Here is an 11,099-nt window from a genome sequence, read left to right on the forward strand (position 1 = left end):
CCTCACGGAGGGTGCCGCGGCCGATCTGGTACTCCTCGAGCATCGCCTTCTCCGGGGGCAGCAGGTCCCCGGGCTGCAGACCTTTTCGCGCCGTATCCCGGACGATCTGCTGGGCGACCACCAGCGATGTCTTCGGGCCTCTCGACATTGCAGCCACGGAACCTCCTTAGCCTCCTGGCCTCCTGACTTCCGGGAAGCGGAGGCTGTCACGGCGCAGCGGGTGCTCGCCGTGTCGGCGGATCGGGCGGGCAACTTCCCCGGACGATCCGAACTGTGCACTGTACTCATTGTGCACGCGATTGTGCACATTGATGTGCACCATTATCGAACGTGTGCCTATTCGGCGGGCGGGAACTGCGGCTTACGCTTTTCCAGGAAGGCCTGCGCACCCTCGATCATGTCGGCGCTGCCGATCGCCTGGACGAGCATGCCGAGCCCGTTGCTGAACGAGTCCCGGGCCGAGTTCCACCAGATGTTCGAGCTGACCTTGGTGATCTCGAGGTAGCGCGGGCTCAGGGCCTCGAACTCGCGGCACAGCGAGCGGACGGATTCCTCGAGAAGCTCGTCGTCGACCACCTCGTTCACCAGTCCCATCTCGTAGGCGCGCTCCGCCGGGTAGCGCCGGCACAGCAGCGACAGTTCCTTGGCGCGCTTCTCGCCGATCTGGACCCCCATCACGTTCGTGGCGCCGCTGACCGGAGAGCTGCCGACGCGGGGGCCCGTCTGACCGAATGTCGCCGAACGGGCGGCAACGGCGAGATCGCAGGCCACCACCAGCTCGTTGCCGCCACCTGCCGCGGCACCGTTGACGGCCGCGACGACCGGGCGGGGGCAGGTGCGGATCGCGTCGAAGAGTTCGAGCGACGAACGGTAGAGACCGCGCAATTCCTTGACGGTGGGCTGGCTGAGCTGGCCGAGCGAGCCGCCGGCGCAGAAGCTTCCCCCCGATCCGGTGATGACCACCGAGCGGTACTCGGTGGCCTCGTGGAGCGCGTCGACCATGACAGCGCACATCTCGGCGTCGAAGGCGTTGCGGCGCTCGGGCCGGTTGAGCCGGATCCACAGGCTGGAGTCGACGGATTCGAGAACGACGCTCGTGGTGGTGGAGATGGGGCTGCTCATGGGAACTCCTTCGGTCGAGGTTCGCGGTTCGGCTCGGCTGGGTACGAGAGAGGCCGGGTACGAGAGAGGCGGGGCCGGCTCCGGGAGTGTCTCTTCCCCGGTAGGGGTCCAAGACACGAACTGTACGTTATAATCGTTAGCATTATTTGGGGCCATCGGGAAGTGGGGGAGTGTCCGATCCGGACAGTGTTCCCGAACCGGCAGGTGCTCTCGGGAGGAGAAGGCGCAATGATCACAGGACGGGCGCCGAAAGCTGCCATGGTGGTGGCGCAGCACATCATCAGGGACGCGACCAGGCAGAACCTGGCGGCGGGCGATCTGCTCCCGTCGGAGCGGGTCATGCTCGAGAAGTACGAGATCGGCCGCGGCACGCTGCGGGAAGCCCTGCGGCTGCTGGAGTTCCAGGGTGTGATCGCCCTCAAACCCGGCCCCCGGGGCGGGCCGGTGATACTGGATCCCGATGCGTCCCACCTCGCGAGTTCGCTCATTCTTCTCATGCAGCTCAAGGACGCGCCGTTCAGCGTCATCATCGAGGCGCGTTCCGCCCTCGAGCCGATGATCAGCCGCCTGGCTGCCCAGCGCATCGGCGGGGAGACGCTGGTCGAGCTCAAGGAGACCATCGACCGGATGCACGGCTCGCTCGGCGATCAGCACGAGTTCCTCGAGGCGAACAAGAGCTTCCACGATCTGATCGCCTGGTCTTCGGGTAATCCGCTGTTCGGGTACATGGTCGATTCGCTGCTCGGAATCATGGACGGCACGGCGATCGGGATCGACTACCCACCGCACCGGCGCGAGGCGATCATCGTCGCGCACACCCAGATCTACGAGTCGCTCTCGCAGGGGGACCCGATCGGATCCGAGGAACGCATGCGCGACCACATCAACGCCTACCGGAGGTACGCGCAGCGCAAGTACCCCGACCTGCTCGAACAGGTCATCCAGTGGGACCGCGCCCTGGGCTGAGGCGCACGGCCGCACACGGAGGAAGGGGCCCCGGGTCGAACCCGGGGCCCCTTCCTCCGTCGTGTGCCGGCCGCTCGGAGGGCGTCGTCACTCGGTGACGACGGAGATCGCACGCTCGGGGCAGGACGCGGCGGCCTCGCGTGCGGCGTGCTCGTTGGCCGGGTCGTCGCCCCCGGGCAGGACGTACGCGTGGCCGTCCTCCTCGCGCAGCGCGAAGACCTGCGGGGAGGTCATGAAGCACAGCCCATGGCCCTGGCAGTGGTTCTCGTCGACAACAACCTTCATCGGTCGCTCCTTCCGTCATCCGGATATCGAGGATGCCAGCTCGTTGAACATTTGATTTGATAGCCGGGCTGGCGGTGTGATCTACACTACTATATCATCTGTTATAACCATTAGCAGGAGATGCCCGATCCGACGCAGGAGGGTCCACGCGATGGACAGCCGCAATCGTTGCCCCGTCATCAACTTCGACCACAATTCGCAGGAGCACTCTGCCGATCCGGTCGCCTCGTACCGCAAGGTCCGCCAGAACGAGCGAGTCGCCTGGACGGAGGCGCACGGCGGGTACTGGGTGCTCAGCGACTACGACTCGGTCTTCGAAGCCGCCCGCGACGACGAGACGTTCTCGTCCGCGCGCAACGAATATGGGGGAGAGGGCCTTTCGGTCGTCATCCCGAAGACACCGATGCACTTCCACATCCCCATCGAGCTCGATCCCCCGGAGTTCCGCAAGTACCGCAAGATCGTCAACCCGATCACCGCGCCCGCGGCCGTCGAGCGGATGAAGGCGCTCGTCGACCGTCACACCGCCGGATTCATCGACAGCGTGATCGAGGACGGGCAGTGCGACCTCACCTCGGTCATCTCGGTTCCCTCCATCGTGACGGTGGACTGGCTCGGCCTCGACCTCGCCGACTGGAAGCGCTATTCCCATGCGCACCACCAGGCGCTCGCCGGCATTCCGGGAAGTGACGACTACCGCCACGCGATGGAGGTCGACTTCCCCTACCTGGGCGACCGCATGCGCGAGACCATCCGGGCCCGTCGCGAGAACCCCACCGACGACATCATCAGCTACCTCGTGCAGCAGGAGGTCGACGGTCGTCCGCTCAACGACTTCGAGATGTACTCGATCGTCGATCTGCTGCTTGCCGGCGGTGTCGGTACCACCGCGTCCCTGGTGAGCCAGGCGCTGGTGTGGCTCGCGGAGCACCCGGCCGTGCGGCAGCGGCTGATCGACGATCCGAGCCTGATGGACCACGCCGTCGAGGAGTTCCTGCGGTACTTCTCGCCCACCCAGGCGCTCGCCCGGACCGTCACCAAGGACACCGAGTTCCAGGGCTGCCCCATGAAGAAGGGCGATCGGGTGCTGCTGTCATGGTCGTCGGCCAATCGCGACGAGAAGCTCTTCGAGAACCCGGACGAGATCGACATCGAACGGTGGCCGAACCGGCACACCGCATTCGGGATCGGCGTACACCGTTGCGCCGGATCGCATCTCGGACGCTACATGTCCAAGACGCTCATCACGCAGATTCTCGAGCGGATGCCCGACTACGAGGTGGACTTCTCCGCGCTCGAGCGGTACCCGCATCAGGGCACCAACATGGGCTGGCAGCGGATCCCGGCCACCTACACGCCGGGCCCGCGCATGCTGTCGGACTACACCTTGTACTGAGTTGTACCGAGCGCACCCACCGCACCATCCGATTCATCGACAGGACAGGGGAACGCCGTGTTCAACGGCCGAAGAATCGTCGTCGTCGGAGGCGGCCTCGCCGGGCTCCGCACGTGTGAGGCGTTGCGCGCCGAAGGTTTCGACGGCGAGCTCGAGCTGATCTGTTCCGAGCCCACCCCGCCGTACGACCGCCCGCCGCTGAGCAAGTCCGCACTCCTCGAGTCGCAGGACACCACGTTCGACGTCGACTACGCGGCGCTCGGCGTCGAACTGCGCCTCGGTGTCCGGGCCCGGGCGCTCGACACCGCAGCCCGAACGGTGCACACCGATGCCGGCGAGCATTCCTACGACGCGCTGGTCGTCGCGACCGGGGCGGCCCCGGTCACGCTGCCCGGGGCGGGCCGGCAACTCGTGCTCCGCACCGCCGCGGACGCCGAGCATCTCCGCGCCGAGCTGCGCCCGGGAGCCCGCGTCGTTCTCGTCGGTGCCGGCTGGATCAATGCCGAGATTGCCACGACCGCACTGTCTCTCGGCTGCTCGGTCACCTGCGTGGAAGCCGGCTCCCGGCCGCTCGCGGGTCCGCTGGGCGCGCAGGTTGCCGAGCGGCTGCGATCGTGGTGGGACGGAGTCGATCTGCGCTGCGGCACCGGCGTCGGCGAGGTCACGACCGACGGACTGACACTGGACGACGGCACCGCACTGCCGGCGGACGTCGTCGTCACCGGTATCGGAGTGCGGCCCGAGGTGGGCTGGCTGACCGGGTCGGGACTCGAGATCGATCGAGGGGTCGTCGTCGACGAGTCGCTGCGCACCTCCGACCCGGCGGTGTTCGCCGTCGGAGACGTCGCGATGCGCTGGTCGCCCCGGTTCGGGACGCGACTCGGTGGTGAACACTGGGACGAGGCGCGCACCGGGCCGGCGACGGTCGCCGGCACGCTCCTGCGACCGCAGTCGCCGCCCGTCTTCGACCCGGTCCCGTACTTCTGGAGCGACCAGTTCGGACACAAAATCCAATTCGTCGGACACAGAAGCGAATCCGACGATATGGTGTTCCGCGAGGGTGCGGACGGCAAATGGGGTGCGGCCTGGTTCGATGCCGCCGGGCAGCTCACGGCGCACCTGAGCGTCGATTCCCCCCGCCACATGGTGCAGGCCCGCATGGCGATCGACCGCCGTGTCGTCGTGGATCCGGACGCGATCCGGGATCTGTCGGCGCCCCTGCAGGCACCGGCCCCGGCAGCGAAGTAGTACTCCCATCCCATCCAGCGAGTCGCCGTGGCGAGAGTCCGCGGTCGAGTGGAGGAACACAGCATGACCACAGCCACTCCCATCCAGTTGAAGAGCTACGACAAGCTGCTCATCGGCGGATCGTGGGTCGAGCCGTCCAGCGACGCGGTGATCGAGGTGATCTCCCCGATCAACGGCGAGGTCATCGCGACCGTGCCCGAGGCGCGCGAGGCAGACATGGACCGCGCTGTCGCGGCGGCGCGCAAGGCGTTCGACGAAGGCCCCTGGCCGCGGATGACGCCCGCCGAGCGGGCGGAGATCCTCGTGCGCGTCGGGAACGAGGTGAAGAAGCGCATCCCCGAGATGGCCGAGGCCTTCACCCTTGAACTGGGCGCCCCCGCAGCGGTTTCCACGCTGTTCCACCAGAACGCCGTCGACATGTGGGACGACGCGGCCACGTTCCACGAGCGCTTCGCGTTCGAGGAGGAGCGCACCTGGAAGGGCGGGCACGGCAAGATAGTGCGTGAGCCCATCGGGGTCGTCGCGGTCGTGGTCCCGTGGAACGGTCCGGTTGCGACCGGCTCGCTGAAGATCTCGCCAGCACTCGCCGCGGGCTGCACGGTGGTGCTCAAGCCGGCCCCGGAGGGGCCCGTCACGATGATGATGCTGGCCGAGGCGCTCGACGCCGCCGGTCTGCCCGAAGGCGTCATCAGCGTCGTGCCGGCAGGACGGGAGGTGGGTGACTACCTCGTCAGCCACCCGGACGTCGACAAGATCAGCTTCACCGGCAGCACGGCGGCCGGCCGCGTCGTCATGAGCCGGGCCGCCGAGCGGATCAAGCGGGTCACCCTCGAGCTGGGCGGCAAGTCCGCCGCCATCATCGCCGACGACATCGACCTGGACACCTTCCTGCCCGGCATGGTGTTCGGCGGCATCGGTCACTCGGGGCAGGTCTGCGCCGCCCTCACCCGCATCATCGTCCCGCGCGAGCGCCAGGAGGAGGTCGTCGAGGCGATCAAGGCGGTGATGGAGAGCGTGAAGGTCGGTGATCCCCGTGACGAGGACACTGTCCTCGGCCCCCTGGCCGCCGAGCGTCAGCAGACGCGGGTGCTCGACTACATCGAGGTCGGCAAGAAGGAGGGTGCCCGTCTGGTGACCGGTGGCGGCAAGCCCGCCCACCTCGACCGCGGGTGGTACGTCGAACCGACCCTGTTCGCGGACGTCTCCAACGACATGCGCATCGCGCAGGAGGAGATCTTCGGGCCTGTGCTGGTGGTCATTCCGTTCGATTCGATCGACGAGGCCGTCGCCATCGCCAACGACTCGGACTACGGCCTCTCCGGCTCCGTCTACGCGAAGGACGAAGAGCTGGCCCAGAGCATCGCGCGACGGGTGCGCACCGGCCAGATCTCCGTCAACGGCTACGCGATGTGCGTCGTGCAGCCCTTCGGCGGCTACAAGCAGTCCGGTCTCGGCCGCGAGGGCGGCATCGAGGGCTTCGACGCGTTCTTCGAAACCAAGCTGATCCAGCTTCCCTGACCCACGACGAAAGCGAAGGATCCGATATGACTGCGGTATCCCCCGATCTCGCACGCCGCGCGGAGGACGTGATGTACGCGTACGCGACCGCCGTGGACGAGGGCAACCTCGACGCCCTGCGCGCGCTGATCACCGACGACGTCTCGATCACCCAGAACGGCAAGGAGGATGCGGGCCCTGAAGAGTTCCTCGGCGTCTACCGTGCCTTCGCCGAGTCCGGCGCGGAGTTCTCCCGCCACGCGATCACCAACGTCCGCGTGTCCGACGAGGGCGACGGCCGGGTGCGGGTCGACGCGTACTTCGAGGCCACGGTGGCCGGCCCCGAGGGCACGCAGCGGCTGTACGGGCGCTACGCCGACACGTTCGCCGAGCGTGAGGGGACACTGCTCATCGAACGCAAGCGCATCACCGTGGACCGCGTGCTGGACCAGCCGGCCTCGGCGGCGGCATACGCGCCGTACTGATCGAGCCGAACGACGGGAAGGGCGGCGATTCGACGAATCGCCGCCCTTCCCGTCGTTCCGCGGTCCTACGGGCGACCGCCGTGGGTGGCGCCGACGCGGGTCGCGAGCAGGCTCGCGTCGCGCGTGTGGCGGCGGGCGGCCTCCGAGGAATTCGGCGCAGCGCAGGCGTAGAGGGTGTTGCCCTCCGGGCCGCCGAGCATGCACGCGAACACCCCGGTCGGGAACACGACCTCGCCGGTGATCGCGCCCCCCTCCTCGACGCGGATGACCCGCCGGTTGAGGGCGTCGGCGACCCACACCGCACCGTCGCTGTCGAGGCAGATGCCGTCCGGCGCGACCGCCGCGGCGCTCATCGCGGCCTTGACGGAGTCGGTGGGCAGGTCCGGCCCGAACGCGGCCCAGGTGCGCTGCCCACCGAGCCGGCCGTCGGGACCGATGTCGAACGCAGTCAGCTTGTTGCCCATGCTTTCCGCGACGATCAGCGTGCCGGTGGGGGTGATCACCATGCCGTTGGGGAAGCGGAGATCCGAGGCCTCGACGGTGAAGGACCCGTCGGGCGCGACCCGGATCAGGTTGGCCGGCGCGATCGGAGTGTCGCGCTTGAACTCGAAGCCGAAACTGCCCACGTAGGCGGTGCCGTCCTCGGCGACCACCATGTCGTTGAGCTTGCCGGTGGCGACCGACGAGAGGTCGGCGTGGACGACGATCTCGCCGTCGTGCTCGCGGCGCATGATCCGCCCGGACTCCATCGCGGTGATCAGCAGGCGGCCGTCGGGCAGCCAGCCGAGGCCGGACGGCTCGTCGCCGGGGAGGGTGGCCTCGACGGTCACCGCACCGTCGGCGCCGATCGAGATCACCTCGTGCCGATAGAGATCCGAGACCCACACCCGTCCGTCGTGCCAGCGTGGGCACTCGAGGAAGGCGCGGTCGGAGACGACGGTGTCGATGGGGCTCTGCAGCGCGGTGTCCTGGTTTCCGGCAGTCATGGTCGGTGGCCTTCCGTAGTAGATGCGGGGAGATGCCCCCGGAGCTCTCGCTTCCAAGCTAGACCAATCATGCGCATAGATAAAGGCCTTAGCGCGCCGGTATTGCAAATAATCATGCGTATGGTTATGGTGATGTGCATCACTCGCTGGGCGCCGACTCTGCGCATCCGATCGGGAGTTGTCGACGTCTGTCGAAACCCATGCTCACACGAAGGAGATGCCATGGCCCTCGATCCGGCCACCACCGCGTTTCTTGCCGAGATGGCGAAGGCGGGCGGTCCGCCCCTGCACGAGATGGCCCCGCAGGAGGCCCGCGCGATGAGCGAAGGCTTCACGGCGCTCTACGGCGACGGCCCGGAGATGACCCGGGTGGAAAACCGCACCGTGCCGACTCCGGACGGTCACCAGCTGCCGATCCGGCTCCTGGTGCCGACCGACAACGCCCGCGGCGTCATCGCCTACCTGCACGGTGGGGGCTGGGTGGTCGGGAGCCTCGACGGGTACGACACGCTCGGCCGTCAGCTCGCCGAGCGCACCGGCTGCGTCGTCGCCCTCGTCGACTACCGGCTCGCTCCCGAGCACGTGTTCCCGTCCGCCGCCGACGACGCGTGGACCGCGGTGCAGTGGCTCGCGGCGAACCGCGCCACCTACGCGGCCGCGGACGCCCCGCTGATCGTGGGCGGTGACAGTGCCGGCGGCAATCTCGCCGCGGTGGTCGCGCAGCGCGCCGCCCGGGAGAACGGCCCCGAACTCGCCCTGCAGTTCCTCGCCTACCCCGTCATCGACTGCGACTTCGACACACCCAGCTACCTCGACCCCGCGAACGAGCTCATGCTCACCCGCGACGCGATGGTGTGGTTCTGGGACCTGTACGTGCCCGAGGCGAAGGACCGCACCCGCTGGGAGGCCGCCCCGGTCAACGCCGAATCGTTGGACGGTGTCGCCCCGGCCGCGGTGCTGATCGCCGAGCACGACGTCCTGCACGACGAGGGCCGCAAGTATGCGCAGGCGCTCCGCTCGGCCGGAGTGCCCGTGCGCGAGAAGGTGTTCACCGGGCAGATGCACGGCTTCTTCCAGTTCGTGAACATCCTGCCGGGCGCAAAGGACGGCATGGACTACGTCGTCGAGGCGGTCGAGGACGTGCTCGCCGGCGCGGACATCGCCCGATGACCCCCGATCGAACGGAGATCGGCATGAGCACCGAGAACACCGCCGAGGAGTTCGACGCGATCGTGGTCGGTGCCGGCTTCTCCGGCATCTACATGGTGCACCGGCTGCGGGAGATGGGGCTGACGGTCCGCGCCTTCGAGGCCGCCGACGGTGTGGGCGGCACCTGGTTCTGGAACCGCTATCCCGGCGCTCGATGCGACTGCATCAGCATGGAATACGCCTACACCTTCTCACCCGAGCTGATCGACGAGTGGGAGTGGACCGAGCGCTATCCCGCCCAGCCGGAGATCCTGCGCTACCTGAACTTCGCCGCCGACAGGCTCGACGTGAAGAAGCACTTCCGGTTCCGGACCCGGGTCGACTCGGCCCGGTTCGACGACCACACTGACCGGTGGACGATCGCCACCGACTCCGGTGACGTCGCCGTCGCCAAGTACTTCGTCACCGCGGTCGGCTGCCTGTCCACGTCGCAGACGCCGGACTTCCCGGGCCTGAACAACTTCCGCGGTGCGACGTACCACACGGCCGACTGGCCACGCGAGGGCGTCGACTTCACCGGCAAGCGGGTCGGGGTGATCGGCACCGGTTCGTCCGGCGTCCAGGTGATCCCGCTCGTCGCCGAGCAGGCCGAGAAACTGACCGTGTTCCAGCGGACTCCGGCGTTCAGCCTCGACTGCGGCAACCGTCCCCTCACCGAGGACGAGAAGCGGGAGTTCAAGGAGAACATCGAGCCTTTCAAGGCGACCTCGAAGACCACACCGTCGGGCCAGTACACCGACACCCTCGAGGTCGGCGCGCTCGACCACTCCCCCGAGGAGCGGTGGGCGGTCTACGAGGAGCGGTGGAACCGGCACCGGGCGATCGACCTCATCGCCGCCTACCCCGACCTGTTCACCAACCGGGAGGCCAACGAGACCATCGCCGAGTTCTTCCGCAGCAAGATCCGCGCGGTGGTGCAGGACCCCGAGCTCGCCGAACACCTGTCACCGCGGACCTATCCGCTCGGTGCCAAGCGGATCACACTCGACACCAACTACTTCCAGACCTTCAATCGGGAGAACGTCGAGCTCGTCTCCCTCCGCGAAGCGCCGCTCGAGGAGTTCACGGAGAAGGGCATCCGGGCCGGGGGAACGGAGCACGAACTCGACGCGGTGATCCTCGCCACGGGGTTCGACGCGATCACCGGTCCGCTGCTGAAGATGGACATCTCCGGCGTCGGCGGCGAGACGCTGCGGGAGAAGTGGCAGGACGGACCCGTCACGTACCTCGGAATCGCGGTCGACGGGTTCCCAAACATGTTCATGCTCACCGGTCCCGGAAGCCCGAACGTGCTCACCAACGTGGTGTGCGCGATCGAGCAGCACGTGGAGTGGACCGCCGACTGCATCGAACGTCTCGAGCAGCGCGGCGCCCGCCGGTTCGAGGCGCTCGAGCCGTATACGCACGATTGGACCGAGCTCAACAACGAACTGGCGAAGGGCACGCTCTACCCCGAGGGCAACTCGTGGTACACGGGCGCCAACGTACCGGGCAAGCCGCGGGTGATCATGTCCTACGTCGGTGGGCTCAACACCTACCGCGAGATCTGCGACGACGTTGCGGCCGAAGGCTATCGCGGTTTCGCCATCAAGTAACGGGAAACGGCAACGGCAGGACGCGCACTCGCGGCCGCGTGCCGCGGCGCGTCCTGCCGTCGTTTCCGAGGTTCCGACGACGAGGAGTTCGTGGTGTCGCAGGGTCTGAAGTTGGGGTACAAGGCGTCGGCGGAGCAGTTCGGGCCGCGGGAGCTGGTGGAGCTGGCGGTGCTGGCGGAGGAGCACGGGATGGATTCGGCGACGGTGTCGGATCATTTCCAGCCGTGGCGGCACAACGGGGGGCATGCGCCGTTCTCGTTGGCGTGGATGACCGCGGTGGGCGAGCGTACCTCGCGGTTGCAGTTGGGGA

12 protein-coding genes are annotated in these 11,099 nt (G+C 67.8%); 8 read left to right on the top strand and 4 right to left on the bottom strand.

The features are described from left to right. The coding region (locus ACWPOB_RS28260) for a GntR family transcriptional regulator (RefSeq protein ID WP_455402849.1) at positions 1–148 on the bottom strand (148 nt) is incomplete at its 3' end. A 188-nt stretch (positions 149–336) separates the two neighbouring features. Next, positions 337–1,122 carry an enoyl-CoA hydratase/isomerase family protein gene (locus tag ACWPOB_RS28265; protein WP_100056945.1) on the bottom strand — a complete coding sequence of 262 codons (786 nt, stop codon included), beginning with the start codon at positions 1,120–1,122 and terminating at the stop codon, positions 337–339. A 228-nt stretch (positions 1,123–1,350) separates the two neighbouring features. Between ACWPOB_RS28265 and ACWPOB_RS28270 the strand changes: the two genes are divergently transcribed. Continuing rightward, positions 1,351–2,088 carry a FadR/GntR family transcriptional regulator gene (locus tag ACWPOB_RS28270; RefSeq protein ID WP_455402844.1) on the top strand — a complete coding sequence of 246 codons (738 nt, stop codon included), beginning with the start codon at positions 1,351–1,353 and terminating at the stop codon, positions 2,086–2,088. 87 nt (positions 2,089–2,175) lie between these two features. Here the strand turns inward: ACWPOB_RS28270 and ACWPOB_RS28275 are convergent, their stop codons facing one another. After that, complete coding sequence (locus ACWPOB_RS28275; RefSeq protein WP_003938422.1) at positions 2,176–2,373, bottom strand: ferredoxin; 198 nt, start codon at positions 2,371–2,373, stop codon at positions 2,176–2,178. A 151-nt stretch (positions 2,374–2,524) separates the two neighbouring features. Between ACWPOB_RS28275 and ACWPOB_RS28280 the strand changes: the two genes are divergently transcribed. The 4 genes from ACWPOB_RS28280 (at position 2,525) to ACWPOB_RS28295 (ending at position 6,999) form a co-directional block, all read left to right on the top strand. Beyond that, positions 2,525–3,769, top strand: coding sequence for a cytochrome P450 (locus tag ACWPOB_RS28280; RefSeq protein WP_100056947.1), 1,245 nt, complete (start codon positions 2,525–2,527; stop codon positions 3,767–3,769). Between the two features lie 57 nt (positions 3,770–3,826). Further along, positions 3,827–5,017 carry an NAD(P)/FAD-dependent oxidoreductase gene (locus tag ACWPOB_RS28285; protein WP_455402845.1) on the top strand — a complete coding sequence of 397 codons (1,191 nt, stop codon included), beginning with the start codon at positions 3,827–3,829 and terminating at the stop codon, positions 5,015–5,017. A 63-nt stretch (positions 5,018–5,080) separates the two neighbouring features. Further along, positions 5,081–6,535, top strand: a complete 1,455-nt coding sequence (locus ACWPOB_RS28290; protein ID WP_455402846.1) for an aldehyde dehydrogenase — start codon at positions 5,081–5,083, stop codon at positions 6,533–6,535. Positions 6,536–6,561: 26 nt separating this feature from the next. After that, positions 6,562–6,999: a nuclear transport factor 2 family protein gene (locus tag ACWPOB_RS28295; RefSeq protein WP_100056948.1), complete on the top strand. Its 438-nt coding sequence runs from the start codon at positions 6,562–6,564 to the stop codon at positions 6,997–6,999. A gap of 65 nt (positions 7,000–7,064) precedes the next feature. On the opposite strand, the gene ACWPOB_RS28300 is transcribed toward ACWPOB_RS28295, so the two are convergent. Continuing rightward, a complete protein-coding gene (locus tag ACWPOB_RS28300; RefSeq protein WP_100056949.1) occupies positions 7,065–7,985 on the bottom strand; it encodes an SMP-30/gluconolactonase/LRE family protein in 921 nt (306 codons plus the stop codon). Between the two features lie 222 nt (positions 7,986–8,207). On the opposite strand from ACWPOB_RS28300, the gene ACWPOB_RS28305 reads away from it, so the two are divergent. The 3 genes from ACWPOB_RS28305 to ACWPOB_RS28315 all read left to right on the top strand — a co-directional run. Further along, entirely contained in the window at positions 8,208–9,155 is a 948-nt protein-coding gene (locus ACWPOB_RS28305; protein ID WP_100056950.1) for an alpha/beta hydrolase, read from the top strand. Between the two features lie 23 nt (positions 9,156–9,178). Next, entirely contained in the window at positions 9,179–10,789 is a 1,611-nt protein-coding gene (locus ACWPOB_RS28310) for a flavin-containing monooxygenase (protein WP_455402847.1), read from the top strand. 93 nt (positions 10,790–10,882) lie between these two features. After that, a partial coding sequence (locus tag ACWPOB_RS28315) for an LLM class flavin-dependent oxidoreductase (protein WP_455402848.1) occupies positions 10,883–11,099 on the top strand: 217 nt, incomplete at its 3' end.

This window comes from Rhodococcus sp. 2H158 (assembly GCF_053764755.1).